This is a genomic window from Iodidimonas nitroreducens, from assembly GCA_000710935.1.
Taxonomy (GTDB): Bacteria; Pseudomonadota; Alphaproteobacteria; order Sphingomonadales; family Rhodothalassiaceae; genus Iodidimonas; species Iodidimonas nitroreducens.
Genome location: BAYV01000007.1, coordinates 12,861 through 31,646, shown reverse-complemented (window position 1 = coordinate 31,646; position 18,786 = coordinate 12,861). Strand labels below are relative to the sequence as shown.

Annotated in this window: 11 protein-coding genes; 4 read left to right on the top strand and 7 right to left on the bottom strand. The window is 57.2% G+C overall.

Annotated features, from left to right (window positions below):
* Window positions 1-7 precede the first annotated feature (7 nt).
* Both pufM and pufC read left to right on the top strand, forming a co-directional pair.
* A complete protein-coding gene (gene pufM, locus AQ1_RS02455) occupies window positions 8-979 on the top strand; it encodes a photosynthetic reaction center subunit M (protein WP_042083907.1) in 972 nt (323 codons plus the stop codon).
* The gene (gene pufC / locus AQ1_RS02450) at window positions 979-2,082 is read left to right on the top strand and encodes a photosynthetic reaction center cytochrome PufC (RefSeq protein WP_052370817.1); all 1,104 of its coding nucleotides are present in this window, start codon (window positions 979-981) and stop codon (window positions 2,080-2,082) included. Before pufM ends, pufC begins: the two co-directional genes overlap by 1 nt.
* Before the next feature lie 114 nt (window positions 2,083-2,196).
* On the opposite strand, the gene AQ1_RS02445 is transcribed toward pufC, so the two are convergent.
* Entirely contained in the window at window positions 2,197-2,970 is a 774-nt protein-coding gene (locus tag AQ1_RS02445; protein WP_042083787.1) for a glucose 1-dehydrogenase, read from the bottom strand.
* Window positions 2,971-3,235: 265 nt separating this feature from the next.
* Here AQ1_RS02445 and AQ1_RS02440 point away from each other — a divergent pair, with 265 nt between their 5' ends.
* Together AQ1_RS02440 and AQ1_RS02435 are read left to right on the top strand one after the other, a co-directional pair.
* Window positions 3,236-6,145: a TonB-dependent receptor plug domain-containing protein gene (locus AQ1_RS02440; protein WP_042083902.1), complete on the top strand. Its 2,910-nt coding sequence runs from the start codon at window positions 3,236-3,238 to the stop codon at window positions 6,143-6,145.
* 78 nt (window positions 6,146-6,223) lie between these two features.
* A complete protein-coding gene (locus AQ1_RS02435; protein WP_042083785.1) occupies window positions 6,224-9,193 on the top strand; it encodes a TonB-dependent receptor plug domain-containing protein in 2,970 nt (989 codons plus the stop codon).
* A gap of 153 nt (window positions 9,194-9,346) precedes the next feature.
* On the opposite strand, the gene trxA is transcribed toward AQ1_RS02435, so the two are convergent.
* The 6 genes from trxA to tsaE form a co-directional block, all read right to left on the bottom strand.
* Window positions 9,347-9,679, bottom strand: coding sequence for a thioredoxin (trxA, locus tag AQ1_RS02430; protein WP_081837021.1), 333 nt, complete (start codon window positions 9,677-9,679; stop codon window positions 9,347-9,349).
* A 140-nt stretch (window positions 9,680-9,819) separates the two neighbouring features.
* Window positions 9,820-13,347: a double-strand break repair helicase AddA gene (gene addA, locus AQ1_RS02420; RefSeq protein WP_042083781.1), complete on the bottom strand. Its 3,528-nt coding sequence runs from the start codon at window positions 13,345-13,347 to the stop codon at window positions 9,820-9,822.
* A 3-nt stretch (window positions 13,348-13,350) separates the two neighbouring features.
* The gene (gene addB, locus AQ1_RS02415; RefSeq protein WP_052370809.1) at window positions 13,351-16,407 is read right to left on the bottom strand and encodes a double-strand break repair protein AddB; all 3,057 of its coding nucleotides are present in this window, start codon (window positions 16,405-16,407) and stop codon (window positions 13,351-13,353) included.
* A gap of 9 nt (window positions 16,408-16,416) precedes the next feature.
* A complete protein-coding gene (locus AQ1_RS02410; protein WP_313982202.1) occupies window positions 16,417-17,187 on the bottom strand; it encodes a nucleotidyltransferase family protein in 771 nt (256 codons plus the stop codon).
* Window positions 17,184-18,266, bottom strand: a complete 1,083-nt coding sequence (locus tag AQ1_RS02405) for an aminoglycoside phosphotransferase family protein (RefSeq protein ID WP_042083779.1) — start codon at window positions 18,264-18,266, stop codon at window positions 17,184-17,186. Before AQ1_RS02405 ends, AQ1_RS02410 begins: the two co-directional genes overlap by 4 nt.
* Window positions 18,263-18,775 (bottom strand): tRNA (adenosine(37)-N6)-threonylcarbamoyltransferase complex ATPase subunit type 1 TsaE, encoded by a 513-nt coding sequence (gene tsaE / locus AQ1_RS02400; RefSeq protein ID WP_081837020.1) that lies wholly within the window; start codon window positions 18,773-18,775, stop codon window positions 18,263-18,265. Before tsaE ends, AQ1_RS02405 begins: the two co-directional genes overlap by 4 nt.
* Window positions 18,776-18,786 lie beyond the last annotated feature (11 nt).

The window sequence follows — 18,786 nt, the reverse complement described above, 5'->3', positions numbered from 1 at the left end:
GGCGATGATGGCTGATTATCAAAATATCTTCACACAGGTTCAGATCAGAGGCCCGGTTTATCCCGGTGTTCCACTGGGTGCCGGAAATGAACCGCGTGTGGGCAAGGGTGGCTTCGTTTATTGGCTGGGTGCCCTTGGTGATGCGCAAATCGGGCCGATCTATCTGGGTTGGCTTGGTCTGATTTCTTTGGTTTGCGGATTTGTCGCTTTCGAGATCATCGGGCTCAATATGTGGGCTTCGGTGGGATGGGATCCGGTGGAATTCGTGCGGCAATTGCCCTGGTTGGCTTTGGAGGCTCCATCGCCGGAGCATGGCATTGGCATTCCGCCTCTCAATGAAGGGGGATGGTGGCTGATTGCCGGGTTCTTCCTGACCGCTTCAATCATTTTATGGTGGGTGCGCACCTATCGCCGGGCAGTTCAGCTTGGCATGGGCACGCATGTGGCCTGGGCCTTTGGCGCGGCAATCTGGCTTTATCTGGTGCTGGGCTTCATCCGGCCGTTATTGATGGGAAGCTGGTCGGAAGCCGTGCCCTTCGGGATTTTTCCGCATCTGGATTGGACGGCGGCTTTTTCCCTGCGTTATGGCAATTTGTTCTATAATCCCTTCCATATGCTGTCGATCGTCTTCCTGTATGGTTCGACCCTTCTCTTTGCCATGCATGCGGCCACCATTCTGGCGGTCAGTCGTTTTGGCGGCGAGCGTGAAATCGAACAGATCGTTGATCGCGGCACGGCATCTGAACGCGCAGGCCTTTTCTGGCGCTGGACCATGGGCTTTAATGCCAGCATGGAATCGATCCATCGTTGGGCCTGGTGGTTTGCGGTTTTATGCACCCTGACCGGTGGAATCGGTATTCTGCTGACCGGAACGGCTGTGGATAACTGGTATCTTTGGGCGGTCAAGCATGGGCTTGCCCCAACCTATCCCGAAGTTTACACCCCCGCTGTTGACCCCGCCGCCACAGGAGGCCAGTAATGTCATTCAAAGACAAGAGAAATCCTGTTTCGGGCCGGTGGGCGCGCACAACGGGGCTGATCACGATGCTGATCCTGCCCTTGGGGCTTGCTGCCTGTAATGATCCGGTGGATGTGCCCCCTCTTGATAGCCAGCAGATCGGCTATCGGGGCACGGGGATGGAGCAGGTGAGCAATCCAGGGCTCGATGCGCTTTTGGTGAAGCTCAATGAGGTGCCGCCGCCGATCTATGATCCGGTGCCTGCCGATGGGCCGATGGCGACCGAGATTTATCAGAACATTCAGGTTTTGGGGGATCTGACGGCTGATCAGTTTGATCGGTTGATGGCCCATATCACCGAATGGGTGGCCCCGCCCGAACAGGGCTGCAATTATTGCCATAATCCCGAAAATCTGGCCGACGACAGTGTGTATACCAAGGTCGTTGCCCGGTCGATGATTTCCATGACCCGTCAGATCAACAGCGATTGGGGCGATCACGTGGTCCAAACCGGCGTCACCTGCTATAGCTGTCATCGCGGCGCGCCGGTGCCCGCCAATATCTGGTTTGCCGCCCCACCCCCCACAACGAAGATGGTGGGCTGGGATGGTGGCCAGAATCATCCGGTGGAAGCGATCAATTATAGTTCCCTGCCTGTTGATCCCTTCAGCGCTTATCTGCTCAATGATGAGGCAATCCGCATTGCGGCTCCCAAGGCTTTGCCCGGTGCCCATGATGCGCCAATCCAGCAGACTGAAAAAACCTATGCTCTGATGATCCATATGAGCCAAAGCCTGGGGGTGAATTGCACCTTCTGCCATAATAGCCGCAGCTTTGGGGATTGGACGCAAAGCCCGCCCCAGCGGACGCCCGCCTGGCATGGCATCCGCATGACCCGGATGATCAATCAAGATCATCTGAAACCGCTGACGGACGTCTTTCCCGAAAATCGATTGGGGCCTTTGGGCGATGTGGCCAAGGTCAATTGCAGCACCTGTCATCAGGGCGTGAACAAGCCGCTTTTGGGGGCGCCGATGTTACGCGATCATCCTGAATTATGGGGAACTGCCGATTTCAGCCAGAAAGCTTCGGGTACGGCGGCACTGACTTTTGAACAACCCTGACTTTTGAACAACCCTGACTTTCGAACAACCCGGTAGTTTGAACAGGATGGGGTGGGGCAAGGGGGCTTGATCGCTGATCAGGCCCCCTTTTCATATGCGGATGATTGCGCCCATTCATTGAGCGCTGAGGCCGCCATCGATCAGCAATTCGCTGGCATTGATGAATTTGGCTTCGTCGCTGGCGAGAAACAGGGCGGCATAGGCCACATCCATGGGATCGCCTACCCGGCCCATGGGATTTCCCTTGGCCAGTTTTTGCAATAAAACATCGCGCGGCATGCCGGGGATCACATCATCCAGAATCGCCGTATCGATGAAGGCGGGATGCAGGGAATTGCAGCGGACCGGATAGCGATTGCGCGCACAATGAAGGCCTACCGATTTTGTGAGGTGCCGCACCGCCGCCTTTGATGAGCAATAAGAGGCCATATTGCCATCCGCCAGAATGCCGGCAATCGAGGAAATATTGATGATCGATGCGCTTTTGCTTTGGCGCAAGGCCGGCATGGCAGCACGACAGCCAAAGAATACGCTGTCGAGATCCACCTCGTGCATACGTCGCCAATCTCTGGTCGAGGTGCTTTCCACCGATCCCATTCCCCCGATTCCGGCATTGTTCACGAGAATGTCAAGTCCGCCAAAATGGGCGCATGCTTCGCTGATGACGCTTTCCCAGCGGGCTTCATCCGTTACATCCTGAAACAGGAATAAGGCTTTATCGCCAATTTCCTGGGCAACGCTTTGGGCATTTTTTTCATTGATATCGGTGGCGATGATCTTGGCCCCTTCGCGGGCAAAGAGCAGGGCCATGGCACGGCCAAGCCCTGATCCTGCGCCGGTTATCAACGCAACCTTGCCGGAAAGTCGTCCTGTCATTTTCTCGCTCATGGACTCTGCCTTTGTCAGGGGAATGAATAGGATATTCTCAAGATGGATTGAGACAAAAGCACAGCCCAAGAACCAGAAGAAAGCACCCTTCTTGCCGCTTTTGGCAGGTGTTGCAATCTGACAACTACTTATCATCCGCAGTATTGAGCCACTTGACGGACGCATGGCAGTCCATCAATCTCGGTCCAGAAAAGAAATAATGACCATGATGCAGGCCGCTTAACAACAAAACTGCATGTGGTTTTGGGTCATATTGGGAGAGATTATGTTTTACGCAAAATCCGTATTACGGGCGACGACGGCACTTGCAACGTCTGCTTGTCTTTTGGGGTCTGCTTCCGCCTGGGCCCAAACCCAGCAGCAAGAACCGGCTGAACTCAGCCTTGAGGAAATCGTTGTTACCGGCAGTTATATCCGCCGCTCTTCCGGGGTGAGCCAATCCTCGCCGATTTCGGTGATCGGCAGCGCCGATATCGACAAGATCGGCGCCACCAATATTGCCAATATCATCCAGACCCTGACCATCAATACGGGATCGCAAAACAACCCGGATGCCTTTACCCAGAATTTTTCCACCGGAACCAGCAATATCAATCTGCGCGGTCTTGGGGTGTCGTCCACCCTCGTCCTGCTGAATGGCCGCCGGCAGGTGGTGAGCGGGGCCACCACCGATGATGGGGTGAGCTTTGTGGATACCTCGTCGCTGGTGCCGATGATCGCCATCGAACGGATGGAAATCCTCAAAGATGGGGCGGCGACGCTTTATGGGTCTGACGCGGTGGCGGGCGTTGTTAATTTCATCACCCGGGATCGCTTTGAAGGCTTTGAAATCAGGGCCGATTATCAGGGCGTGGTGGATACCGGCACGCAAACCGATCTGAAGATCGAAGGCATGGGTGGGGTGCAGTTTGATCGCGGCTATGCTGTGGCTGCCATCAGTTTCATGGATCGTACATCCCTGACGACAGGGGAAAAGCGCCTGTCGGAATTCGGCGGTCCGGATGTCAGCTCTATCGGTCAGCCCGGCACCTTCATTCTCACCGCACCGCCGCCCAATCCGCTTTTTGGCGCCATTTTCAATGGCCTTGTGGGGGCGGGGCAAACCCCGGCTTTTGCGGATCCGGGCTGTGCCTCCAATCCCAATTCCCTGCCGCCTGCTGCCGTGCCGGCTTTTGGCATTCCGGCAGGGGTGGTTGGCTTCTGCCGTCTTGATTTCGGTGATTTCTTCAATCTGGTGCCCGAAGAAACCCGCCTGCAGGGTTTTGCCAAGGTGGGCTACAGCATCACTGATGATCTGGAATTCTTCACCGAGCTTTCTTTTGCCCGCAATCGCGCCAAGCGGGGTAATACCCCCACCTTCCCGGTTTTGATCCCGCAAACCATTCCCGGCTTTTCCGGGTCTTTTGCACCGGGCACCTTTGGCGATCCCAATAATCCCCGGGCCATTGCCCCCAATCCTTTCAATCCTTTCGGGGTGGATGCCATTGCCCTCGTTCGGCCATTGGGCCAGGGTGAGCCGGTTGACAGCACCCATGATTCCGATACCTTCCGGGCCGCTGTGGGGCTGGATTGGGCGATCAATGATACCTGGCGGCTGCAAACCGATCTGGTGGCCGCGCAAAATGATTTCACGGTGTCGGCCCAGGATACACTGGGCACAGAATTCTTCTTCGCCCTCAATGGCCTGGGTGGAGAAAATTGTAATCCGCTGACCGGGGTGCCGGGGGTTGGCAATTGCCAGTTCTTCAATCCCTTTGCTTCGTCCTTCACCGCGCCCGAAGGGGCCACGGTGATCAATCCGGTCACCGGGTTGCCTGTGCCCGTGGCCAATAGCGACGAGATTTTCGATTTCATCCTTGGCCGCAATCTGATCGATATCGATTCCGATCTTCTGGTGGTTGATGCGGTGCTCTCGGGTGATCTGGGCGATACGATCACTTTGCCGGGGGGTAAGATCGGCCTTGCCATCGGCGCGCAGTTCCGCAATGAAGAATTTTCCGTCGATGCCGATACCAATTCCAATAATGGCAATTTTCTGTTCGTGAGCGGCGCTGGCACCCGGGTCAATGATTGGGAGGCGGATCGCGATGTTGCGGCGGTTTTTGCCGAAATCAATCTGCCGGTCACGAGCTGGTTTGAAATCAGTTCATCGGTTCGTTATGAAGATATTGATAATGTGGGGGATACCGTTGATCCCAAGGTGGGCGTGCTGATCACCCCCACCCCGGATTTGAGATTGCGCGGCACCTATTCCACCTCTTTCCGGTCGCCATCCTTGTTCCAGCAGAATACCGAAGGTTTCGTGGCTCTGGCGCAATTGACCGATCCGCTGGTCGGCAATACCGCCTTCATTGCCGAATTCACCACCGGCAATCAGAATCTGAAGCCTGAAACATCGCGCCAGTTCAATCTGGGCGGCACATGGGAGCCATCCTTCCTTGAAGGGCTTTCGGTGGATGTGGATTACTGGAATTTCAAATTCCGCGATGCCATCGTTAAAGAAAACGCTCAGGCGCTTCTGGATGCGGCGGGAGAAACCTTCCGCAATACCGGCAATCCCCTGCCGCTTCTGGCCCCGCAGTTCGTCCGTCCTTTGGGGGCCGCTTTGCCGCTCCTCTCGCAGGTGAATACCCAGTTCGTGAATGCGCCCAGCATTGAAACAGATGGGGTGGATCTCAATCTGCGCTATGTGATGGATACCGATTATGGGGTGTTCTCACCCTTTTTCGAAGGCACCTATATTTTCAACTATGATGTCTTTGATCCCACATTGGGGATCGAGATCCGCGGTGTTGGCAATCGCAATTTCCGCAATGTGGGCGATCCCACGCCGCGCCTGCGCTTTAATAGCGGGATCAATTGGGCCATGGGCGCGCACAGCTTCTTTGCCGTGGGCCGCTATATCCATGATTATAATGATGATCAGCTCAGCCCCACCGCCACGTTCCTGGGCGAAGAAAATGGCAGGGTATCAAGCCAGTTCACGGTCGATCTGCAATATAGTGTGCAATTGGGCGAATATCTCGATTTCGCCGAGAATGTAGGGGTCACGGTTGGCGCCATCAATGTCACCGGGGAAGATCCGCCCTCGGTCAACACCAATGGCGGCTTTGACAGCAAGATCCATGATCCGCGTGGCCGGGTGCTTTATGTGCGGCTGCTGACCAAATTCTGATGCATGGGGGGCCTGATGCGCCCCCCTTCTCTGCCTTCAGTTCATTTAATTTCGTCATAAACCCGCCAGGGGGACCTCATGAAAAAGATCGATGCTTTAAAGTTCGGAACGGCTTTGGCTTCTTTGTCCTTTGCCACCCTGATAGCCGCCCCTTCCTTAGCGCAGCAATCGGTGGCGGATGATGCCGGCCTTGAAGAAATCACCGTTACCGGTAGCTATATCCGCTCGCCGCGCCAATCCGAACGGCCCTCACCCATTTCGGTGATTGGTCAGGATGATATGCGCGAAATCGGGGCGGCCGATATTGCCGATCTCACCAATACCCTCACCATCAATAGCGGGGCGCAGAATAATCCTGATGCCTTTACCCAGAATCTGACCACGGGTACGGAATCGATCAATCTGCGCGGTCTTGGTCTTGCGTCCACTCTTGTGCTGTTGAATGGCAAGCGACAGGTGAGTTCGGCCGCGCCTACCGATGAGGGGATTTTGTTCGTCGATACCGCCTCCCTGATCCCGATGATCGCCCTTGAGCGCACGGAAATCTTCAAGGATGGGGCGGCGGCCATCTATGGCTCGGATGCGGTGGCCGGTGTTGTCAATTTCATCACCCGCAGCAAATTTGAAGGCTTGGAACTGAAAGGCGAATGGCAGGGCAATACCGAGCACAGCCAGAATGACCTGAAGGTTGAAGGCATCATCGGTGGCGGGAATGATCGCACCCATGTGGTGGTGGCGGCCAGCTATCTTGATCGCACATCGCTGACCACGCGGGAGCGTGATCTTCGCCCCGAAGCCTTCCGTGGCGTAAATGGCCAAAGCGTATCGAGCATTACCAGCACGCCGGGCAATTTCATCTTTCTTTCACCCCCCATTCCGCAATTGAACCCATCCAATCCCGATCTGCCAGCGTTGGCGGCTTTGTTCGGAGCCTTGGGCCAGGGCAATCTGGTGGTGCCCGATCCCCAATGCGCCGAAGCCGCCCAATTTGATGACGATGTGGAATTTGCTCCCCTGCAGGATCCCTTTCTGGGCACGGGTGTGAATATTGCTCTGCCCAATGGCACCGGCGGTTTCAATGGTACCTGCCAATTTGATTTCGCCCGCGATTTCAATCATGTGCCCGAAGAAACACGGTTGCAGGGCTATGCCAGCCTTACCCATGAATTCAGCGAAGCGGCGGAATTTTACGGCGAATTCACCTATGCGCGCAATCGCGCCACGCGCCAAACCTCGAATTTCCCGATCATCAATCCGCTGTTCATCGCCCCTAACAATCCGTTTAATCCCTTTACCGGTGCGGCGCTCTTCTTTGTTGGTCGCAGCCCCGGTTCAGGGCAGGTGGATGATTTCTTCACCAATGATCCCAATCCCAATACATTTGCCCATAATACCTATCGCATCAATGCCGGGATGCGGGGGGATATTTCAGAAAGCTGGTATTATGATGTCAGCTATACCCGGGGCATCAATGATTACCGCCTGAACAGCTCCGATGGCTTGGATTTGCAAACCAATCTGGCGCTGAACGGCTTGGGCGGGCAGAATTGTAATCCCGCCACTGGTACGCCGGGCGTTGGCAATTGCTTTTTCTATAATCCCTTCGGCTCGGGCTTTCTGGCTGATCCCAGTGCAACTGTTCCGGTGCCCGGTGTACTCGATGCTCAGGGCAATCAGGTCTTTGCGCCGGTTCGCAATAGCAGCGATGTCTTGGATTTCATCACCGGCGACATCAATATCGAAGGGGATAGCGATCTCACGGTTCTGGATGGCGTGATTGCGGGCAAGGCTTTTGATCTGCCTGCTGGTCCCTTGGGCGTGGCCTTCGGCTTCCAATATCGTGATGACCGTTTGGCACAAGATCAGGATGATAATACCAATCGCGGTAATTTCCTGTTTGTTACCGCACCGGTTGAAGATTTTGACCGAAGCCGGGATGTTTATGCGCTTTTTGCGGAAACCCAGATTCCGGTAACCGAGGATCTGGAAATTTCGGCGGCGGTGCGTTTTGAAGATTATGGCGGCAGCATCGGCGATTCTGTTGATCCCCGGGTTGCAGTTCTTTACACCCCCACCAATTGGCTTTCGGTCCGTGGCTCTTTCAGCACCGCCTTTCGCGCGCCTTCGATCTTCCAGCAATTCGGCAATCAAACCAGCCTCAATTCAGTGGAAGATCCCCGTGATGGCGGGCAGCCTTTCATTGCCATTAATACTGTGGGCAATGAAGAACTGGCGCCCGAAGAATCGACCAATTTCAATGTTGGCTTCACGGCCACACCCATCGCCGGGTTGGAATTGAATGTCGATTTCTGGCAATTTGACTTTGATGACATCATCATTCGTCAGCAGCCCGAAGAAGTGGCTCGCCGGGCATTGATCGAGAGCGATCCCAATTTCGATCCCACGCTTTTGGGTCGGGATGTGGTGCTTGGGCCCACTGGCGGCCTCGCTTTTGTGCGTACGCAATTTGTGAATGCGGCGGGGATCAAAACCAATGGCGTCGATGCCTCGGTCAATTATGATTATGATACCAATATCGGCACTTTCCGCGCCGGGATCGAAGGCACCTATGTCAATAAATATCGGGCACCCGTCGGTGTGGGGGAAACGATTATCGATGCGGCAGGCCTGCGCAATTCGCAGAATTTTGCCGCCCCCATCCCGGAATTGCGCTTCAATGCCACCCTTGGCTATCGCAATGGCGGCCATAATTTTGTGACCTTCGTGCGCCATACCGATAGCCTCAAAGATGATCAGAATTGCGGCGGCGGCGATAGCCCGGCGGATTTCTCAAGCCCCAATCCTGAAACGCTTTTATGTGATGGTGGGCTTGAGTTCGCTAAGATCAAAAGCCACACCACGGTTGATATGCAATATGGCTATAGCTTCGGTGAATATGGCCCCCTGAAAGGGGCGAGCATCACCATCGGGGCGATTAACCTGTTTGATAATGCACCGCCTTTTGTGAATACCGATGCTGGTTTTGAAACCCGCACCCATGATCCCCGTGGGCGCATGGCTTATGTTCGGCTGATTTCCAGCTTCTGATCAGGGCCAATGCCTTGCGGCAAAGGGGGGCCTGATGCGCCCCCCTTTTTTATGGCAAAAATTGTTTTGTCCGCGCACCAAAGCAAAACGCCCGGCCATGGGGGACCGGGCGTTGGGGCAGTGTGATTTTATGCGATCAGCAAAGGCGCAGGATTACAAAAGGGCGTCATCGATCCAGCTTGCGATCTGTTGTTTTGGCAGGGCACCCACCTTGGTGGCCTGCGCTTCGCCCTTGTGAAACAGGATCATCGTGGGGATGCCGCGCACGCCAAAGCGGGTGGGCGTTTCGGGATTATCATCGATATTGATCTTGGCGATCACCAGATCATCGCGCTCGCCGGAAATTTCTTCCAAAGCCGGGGCGATCATTTTGCAAGGGCCACACCATTCGGCCCAAAAATCCACCAGAACCGGCTTATCGGATTTCAAAACATCATTTTCAAAGCTTGCGTCACTGATTTTAATCGTCGCCATCATGCACTCCATTCTCTTGGCTGAAAGGCGCATGGGCGGCATTCACGAGGATGAAGGCCGGATGCGTCTGCTTGGCCTGAAAGTAGGGAGGCCCATGCCCCCGGTCAAGATGCCAGAACGACATCAAGCGATGTTGAATGAAAATCGCCGTCTTAGCCCGTAAGCTTTTGGCGATCGAGCAGATCATCGGGCAGATCCATCAAGCGCGGCCCATCGGTCCATAAAAGGGCGCAGCGGATCGGTTTATCTCGATAAATGCGGCGCAGGGCATCGCGATAGGCCCGCATTTGCCGCAGATAGGCGGGGCTGGTGTCCTCGACCCTGAGGGGGGGCGGACGGTTGGTTTTATAATCGATGATGAATACCTCCTGATCCGATACCGCCAACCGATCGATCTGGCCGGAAATCGCCCGATCCCCCACCAATCCGGCCAAAGACACCTCGGCCAGACTGCCCGGGGCAAAAAGGGCCGAAAAATCTTCAGCATCCAAAATAGCTGCGATCTCGGCCCACCATTGATCGATGGTTTTGGGGTCGAGGGCATAAGCGGGTTGCGCCAAAAAGCGCCGCGCCGCCGCTTCGCGATCTTTGGGGGCGATCTCGGGCAGAAGCTCCAGCAATTTATGGATCAAAAGCCCGCGCTGCCAGCGATGGGATTGCCCGGCTTCAAGGGGGCTTAAGGCTGCAGGCTCTTCATCTGTGGGGCGCGAGGGGCTCAAGGGGCGCGAAGGGATCGGTTCGGCCATCGGCGGCTGATCAAGCCATGCGGGCCGGTCAATCGGGCCATCGGGTTCCAGCGCCTGTTCCTCGGCTTTGGGCGGGCAGGTCTGTTCGCCGGAAAAGCGCAGGATGATGCGCTCGTCTTCGGGATTGGTAATGTGTTCAACATCCTTTAGCCGCTCCATCCCGCTTTTGATCCGTTCATACCAGCTTTGAACCGCAGTTTGTGCGCGGGTTTCCCATGCGCAGGCATAAAGCCGATCCTCGGCCCGGGTCAGCGCCACATAAAGCAGCCGCCAATATTCCTGTTCGGTGATGGCGGTCAGCGCATCGCGCGCTTGTTTCAAGGGGCCGACTTCAAGGCTTTTGCTATTGCCGCGCCAGATCAGCAAAGGCAGATCAGGCCGCCCGCTGGGGGCGGCGGGGGAAAGCTTCAGCAGGCTTTGATACAAAGGCGGCAGACGATTGCAATCGGGCAGATAAACGATGGGCGCTTGCAGGCCTTTGGCCCCATGCACAGTCATGATGCGCACTTCATTGCGGCCTTTTTGTTCGGGATCGCGTTTGATCTCGGCCCCGCCCCGTTCGATCCATTGCAAAAAGCCCTGCAAGGATGGCGGCTGATTGGTTTCATAATCGCGGGCAAGGCGCAGCAATTCATCTAAAGGATCGAGCACCTCGGCCCCCATCCGACCGATCAGCGCCCGGCGCATCCCCAAGGGGCCTGCCAAGCGCGCAAAAAATTCATAGGGCGGCATCAGATCGGCTCTGGCGAGGATCGCTTCGATCTGCTTTAAAGCCGGGGTAAAGATCGGGTGATCGGGGGCCTTTTCCCGCAGGCGATCCCACAGGCTTTGCTGGCCGCGATCATGGGCCAGATCAAATAAAGCCGCTTCATCAAGGGCGATCAGGGGGCCCTTTAAAACCGTGGCCAAACACAGATCATCTTCGGGCAGCAAGGCCAGATGCGCCGCCGCCAGCATATCCCTGACCGCGATCTGGTCGGTGATGGTCATGCGATCCGATCCGGCCACCGGCACATGCAATTGCTTGAGTTTCTTGATGAGAAAATCAACGAAGGGTGAGCGGGTTTGCATCAGGATCAGAATATCCCCCGGCCGGATCGCCCGCCCCCGGGCGCTGAGCTGTTCGCCACTATCGAGCAGGGCGCGGATATGCCGGGCGATACGCACCGCCAATCGGGCCTGCACATTATCATCGGGCTGCTGCTGATCGGGCACATCCCAGGCATCATCCACGATCTTTTCGGATTGCGGCTCGATGGGCCATAGCTCCACAAGGCCGCCATGGCCCGCGCGATGGGCCTGATGGCGGATCGCCCGCTCTTCAAGGCTGATGCCCTCGGTCAGCGTCGGATCATCAAACACCGCATCCACAAGGGATAAAACCGCCTGCACCGAGCGAAAGGATTGATCGAGGTCGATCTGGCCGAAATTTTTATGGGCCGCCTCGGCCTTGTCGTGCACCCGGTCGCGGGCCGTGATGAAGGCGCGGGGATCGGCCCCCTGAAAGCCATAGATCGATTGCTTCAAATCCCCCACCGCAAATAATGTGCGATCCAATGGCGGCTGATCGCTGACGGGTTTCGGCTCATAGGCGGATTGGCCGGAAAAGAAATCATCGGTCAGCGCATTGATCACCGACCATTGTTCGGGATTGGTATCCTGAGCCTCATCCACCAGCACATGGGTGATCTCGGCATCGAGCTTATATAAAATCCATGGGGCGATATCGTCACGCTTCAAAAGCTTTTCCGTTGCCGCGATCAGATCATTATAATCCAGAACCCCTTCGCGTGTTTTGGCGGCTTCATAGTTTGACAGGATCGCCGCGCCCACGCGCAAAGCCGCTTCGGCAAATTGGCTCACCTGAATAAGCTTGCGCCTGTCGTCGATGGCGAGGAGGCGCGCCGCTTCGTTCGCGATGAAATCGACCACCTCGGGCCAGGCCGTTTTCACGGCTTTCACTGGATAAACGCTTGTTTTGCGGGGTTCGCCCTTCCCGGTCAGAAAAACAAGGCCATAGGCATCCCAATGGGCTGCGCGCTCTGAAGCAGGCGTGGCGATGATGCTTTCCAGGGCGGGGATGTGTTGTTTATCTTTTACCCCGCCCTTTTCATGCAAGAGGGACAAAAAATGCCTGAGGTCATCGAGGGGCAAGGCATCGTCGCTCAACGCATCGCTCAGAAGGCTTTCGGCCGTTTCCCCCTCATGCACCCCCAGCCGTCGGCGGATGGCGGTGATCAGCCCCTCCATGCCATAAGCCTGCAAAAGATCATGTAAAATCCGGCGTTCATGGATCAGGGTGTTGATCAGGGCGTCAAACCCTTCCTCATTCACCTCGCTGGCGATCCGGCTGATGGCATCGGCCAGTTTCTGATCATTTTTTGCCAGATGGCGGCTATGATTGATGACGTCTTCGCGGGCTTTTGCCAGCAGGTCTCTTGCCCCTTGATCCTCGATCAGATCGAAATGGGGCGACAGGCCCGCCTCCAGCGGAAAGCGGCCCAAAAGGGCCTGGCAAAAGGCATGAATGGTCTGGATCCGCAGCCCTTCGCTCAGATCGAGAACATGGGCAAAAAGCTGCCGCGCCCGCTTCAGCATCGCCGCATCAGCGCGTTCGCCGGATTTCAGATTGATCTCGGCCGCGAGCACCTGATCATCGTGCAGTCTGGCCCATGTGCCCAGAGTTTTGCGCAGCCGATTGGCCATTTCGGCGGCTGCGGCCTTGGTGAAGGTGAGGCACAGGATCTGTTCGGGGCGAACCCCGCGCAAAAGCAGCCGCAGCACCCGCGCCGTCAGCACATGGGTTTTCCCCGTGCCTGCCGATGCCATCACCCAAATGCTGGATCGCGGATTGCTGGCCGCATCCTGCACGGCGGTCAGCCCTTCGCCGGTGTTCAGAAGGGGCCCTTGATGGGGATCGGCGGGGGGGGGCATCGCTCAATCTTCCTTTATGGGTTCATGGCCATTGAAATCCATGGGCAGGTCATCAAGATCGGGCAATCGGGTCCATTCCGCCGTGCGTGCCAGATGATCATAATCGCCATAGCCCGTATTGGCCGGGCGGGGATTGGAAAGATAAGGCGTGTGGGGCTTGGAAAAGCGCGCCAGCAGGGATAAAAATCCGGCTCGGCTGGCGCTGATCTGTTCATCATGGCCTGCCACATGCTTGATCTCGATGGGGTCGCGGGTGCCGCGCAATTGCCAAAAGCTCAAACCGGCAACGGCGCAGGGCAGAAGGCCATTGAAGGCCCCTTCATTGACCATCACGCCTTCCAGTGGCAATTGCGGGGCAAAGCCCGCTTCGATCCTGCGCTTTTGGGGGGGCGAGCCGGTTTTATAATCGATGATTTCAATATGTCCGCTTGCCCGCTCGCGATCCAAACGATCCGCCCGCGCCTTCAGGGTAAAAGGCCAGGGCCCTTCATGGATCGGCCATTCCCCCCTGATTTCGGTGGCAATGGTTTCATGGCTGTCCCGGCGTTCTTCCTCGATCTCTAAAAAGCGCCGTCCCATGGTTTGAAAGCGTGGCCACCAGAAGGCCCAGATGCTCGGGCGTTCGAGCAGGGGGCCAAAGGCGGTTTTGCCGCATTCAATCAATGCCTTATAAGCCTCATCCCGGCTCCATGTGGGGATCGCCCGGCGTTTATAATCATCCAAAGCCTGATGCCAGATGGTCCCTTTATGAAGGGCGCCGGGTTCGGCCTCCAGATCCTCAAGGGGGCGCAGCTTTAAAATATGCCGGGCATAAAGGGCATAGGGATCGCGCACCCATAGCTCCACCTGCGTAACCGAAAGGCTGCGGGGCCGGGCGCTTAAGGGCGGCATGGGGCGGGGCGCATCGATGGGCTCGATTTTATCGGGCTGATCAAGGGCCTGATAAAGCCTGACCATGGGGCTTTTCCTGCCATCAAGATAGGGGGCCAGCGCTTCCAGCCGGGAAAGCCAGCGGCTGGGCACGCTGGGGGTGCCATCCACCTTTCCCGAGCGGGTCAGAATAATATGGGGCGCGCCCATGGCCTGCACCAGATCATGGGCGGATTGGCCGATCCGCTGATCGGGATCGGGCAGGCCGAAATCTTTGCGCATGGCGCGGCTCGCCCAAGGATCATGACCGGGATTGGCAGGCCATGTGCCTTCATTCAGACCGCCAAGGATCATCAGATCCACATGATGCAGCCGGGCTTCTATCGGCCCCAAAATGGCCAGACGCGGATGCATCCCATAGCGCGGCCGCACCATCTGATCGGTGATCAGGGCATGAAAGAAAGCGGGATAATCCTTGCCCCGCGTGGCGCCCAAACAATCAATGCCTGCCCGGGCTTTTGCCAGATACTGCGCCAGATGCTCGCCCGCCTCGCCCCGCCATAGGCGATCCGCGCCGCTTTGATCATGGGATTGCGCCAGATTTTGTGCCACATCAAGATGGCATGACAAAAGATCGCCCACCGCCAAAGAGGGGCTGTGCAGCACGCTTTCCAGTGGCCTTAAAAGCGCGAAAATCTTGTTCAGAAGTCCGAGATCGGCCTCATCCACCCCGGCATCGGCGGCGGCTTTTTCCATGCCATCGATGCTGGCTTCGGGCCGGGGGCCGCGCAGGGCCGAGCCTTCGCGGCTTTCATGGCGATCAAGCCGCCGCGCCAATTGACGAAGGGCCGAAGGCTTCATTCCGGCGGCGGCCAAAGGATGCTTGAGCAGGGCCAGCAGATTGATCGGTCCGGGATCGGCGGCAAAGCTGAGGGTGAGGCGCAAAAAGCTGCCGCTTAGGCTGCGTTCTGCCGGATCGCCGGCGGAATCATCGATGGCAATATCCCAGCGGGCGAGATGGGCGCGCACCTGCCGGGCCAAAGCCCGATCCGGGGTGACCAGCGCCGCCCGCTTTTCGGGGTGGTCGAGCGCTTCCCGCAGCAAAAGCGCGATCACCCCCGCTTCTTCGCTAAGGCCATCGCAATCGATCCGCTCGAGGCCCTTTTTCGCTGTTTGATGATCGATGCTGATGGCGTTCCAGCGATCCACCTGTTTGGCGGGTAAAAGGGCTGAATTGATCAGCAAAAGCCGGTCGGCACGCTGGGATTCCAGCGCCTGATCGGCTTTCACCAGGGGCCAGTTTTCCACCTCATGGCGGGAAACCCTCATATGATCGAGCAGGGCTTTCATCAAAAATTGCGGATGGCCGGGATCAAGAGCCTGCCACAGATCATCATCAAGGCTGCGATCAAAGCCCGGCAGGATCACACAGCCCTTGGGCAGGCGGGCCACCAGCGCCAGCAGATCGGCGGTGGCAGGGATCGATCCGGTGCTGCCCGCAGCGATCACCAGGCCCCGGGGCGGATGGGTTTGCCATTTTTGGGTGAGGGCGGCCAAAAGCCCATTGCGGCGCTCGGCGGGATCGCATTGGCCCAAATGATCAAGCAGCCGGGGCCATTGATCGGTGATCACCTCAAGAAATTTCAGGGTATTCTGCCAATGATGGGCCAGCTTTTCGGGCACCAGTTCCTTCAGTCGGCTGAAATCGAGACGCTCGGTGTGAACGCTATCGATCAGGCGGGCGAGATCGCGGGCGAGCTTCAAGGCGGCGGCCATCGATCCGGGGCGGCCATGATTTTCGGGGATCTGCAGGCACAGGCGGGTGAGGTAAAACAGGCGATCCGTATCGCTGATGGCCGGGCGCAGATCGATCAGATCGCTGGCAGGCGCGGTGATATCCAGCGCATCTTCATCCACATCACCAATCGCCAACATGCGCGGCAAAAGCATGGGCCGGCCCCCATGATTGCGCAAAAAAGCTTCACGCAGGCTGCGGGCGCTGCGACGATTGGGCAATAAAATCTGAATGGCCCCCAAAGCAAGGGGTTGATCGCCATATTGATCGAGAAGCGAGCGGGCCAGCGCATCGACAAAGGAATGGGCCGGGCCGATGGTATAAACCGATGGCGCCCGAACGGCTTGATCATGAAGGGATGGATTGTGCGACGATGCGGGATTGTCTGTCATCATCTTCCAAGCTTAATCAAGAAGTGTGCGCTCCGCCAGCCTCAGGGCCTCGGGGCTGCCCAGATGGGCCCATGGCCCTTCATGCACAAGCCCATAAAGCCGATCCTTCATGGCCAGTTCGGCCCAGATCTCGCGCAAGGAAAAGACATCGCCCGGATGATCGGCGGCCAGATCGGGCTTCAGGATCGAAATTCCGGCAAAAACAAAGGGGCTGATGGTGCGTTCCTTGCGAAACTGCAATCGCCCCATCTGATCCATGATGAAATCCCCCGGCCCCTCATGGCCCAAAGCAAAGCGGCTGGGCACGATCATCAGCAGGGCATCCATCACATCACCATCCCAGCGGCTGGCGAGATAAGCGAGGCTGTTGACCAGACCATCCTGCCAAAAGGCATCGCAATTCAAAGTGAAAACCGGATCAGGCCCCAATAAAGGCGCGGCTTTTTTCAGGCCACCGCCGGTATCGCGCAAAAGATCGCGTTCATCAGAACATAAAATTTCAAGGGTTGAACCGCATTGGGCGAGCCAGTTTTCCATCTGATCGGCATGGGCATGCACATTCGCCACCAGCCGTTTCACGCCTGCCCGTTCCAGATGCTGAAGGCTGTGGGCGATCAGCGGCTTCCCCCCCATGTCCACCAGCGCTTTGGGGCGATCATCGCTGAGCGGGCGCATTCTTGTGCCCAGACCGGCGGCAAAAAGCATGGCGCTGTGGGGGATCCGGGCATGAATTTCAGCCTGAACGATATGGGGCAGGGTGGTGGCGATGCGATCTGTGGTCATAACATCCGATCCCTTGATGGCAGGGTACGCTGGCGCTGATGGGCGGGGATCATCCGATCAAGCTGGGCCTTCAGATCACACAGGGCGGGATGCTCCAGATTGTGCTCCAAAAGACCCCACATGCGTGGCAGATGTTGCAAATAGCGATCCTTGCCATCGCGTTTCCATAAACGGGTGAAAATGCCGATGATCTTGATGGCCCGCTGGGCCCCCAGAAGGGTATAATCATCGATGAAGGCGGCTTCAGGGATGGGCTGGCCTGCGGCTTTCGCCCCCTCCAGATAATGGCGGATCATCCGGCGTTCCAGATCGGCCGAAACATCCCGCCGGGCATCTTGCAAAAGCGAGACCAGATCATAAGCCCGATGGCCGCGCACGGCATCCTGAAAATCAAGAAGGCCGATTGTTTGCAGGCCATCTCTGTTGGGCAGCCACATCAGATTATCGGCATGATAATCGCGCAGAACCAGAACCGGATCGTTTGCATCGCAGATTTTGGTTCGCTCCAACAACTGCGCCCAGATCGCGTTGAGGCGATCCACCTCTGCGGCCTGTTCATCCGTTTCCATCTGTGGGGGGGCAAAGGCCGGATAATAATAATCGCCAAAAAGCGCTGCTTCGCGCAGCATAAGCGCCTTGTCATAAAGGGGCAGGGAATGATGATCGCCGGCATCGCTGCCAACTCTGATAGGCAGGCGGGCGGGCGGCTGATGGCACTGCAGATCGACCAGCAGATCGACCGCCGCCCCATAAAGCCCGGCCTCCAGCCCCGGATCGCGGGCGATGACCCGGCTAAAGCGATCATCGCCTAAATCTTCGAGCACTAAAAACCCCGCATCCTGATCGGCATGATAAAGGGCCGGGGCCGCATAGCCATAAGATCGCAAGGCCCCGAGCACGGCCATGAAGGGGCGCACATCCTCATGGGGCGGGGGGGCATCCATCAGGATCGCGCGCCGCTCCGGCTGTTCCAGCCGCGCATAATGGCGAAAGGATGCATCGCCGGGAATGGCAGTGCGCCGAGCTTTGTGCCATCCCGTTTGTGCCAGAAAATCGATCAATTGTTGTTCGCGGGTCATGGATTATGTCTCGAAAGCCAGGGGGCCAGCCGATCCGCCCAGGGGCTTTGGCCATGCACATGAAGCAGGCGGCGATGATCGGGCCGGATCTCGATCTCGATGAACAGCGCCGATGAAAGCAGGGTGGGATCGGCACGTTCGGGCCATTCCATCAAGATCAGATGATCATCAAGGGCATCCTCGATCCCCAGTTCGATCAGATCATCGGGATTTTGCAGGCGGTAAAGATCCACATGCCACAGCGGCGGCGGATTTTTGCCCATAGTTTCGGGCGGGTTTTCATAAGCCTGAACCAGCGTGAAGCTGGGGCTTGGCACCTCCAGATCGGTCTGCTCGAAAAGGCTGCAGATCACTGATCGGGCCAGCACTGTTTTCCCCGCCCCTAAAGGCCCGCTTAAAGCCAGCAGATCGCCAGCTTCCAGAAATCCGGCAAGATCAGCGGCCATGTGGCTCAGATGGGCTTCGCTCTCGCAATGAAGGGATGCGATCAGGGGCGCGGACGGGATCATAAGGGCGTCTA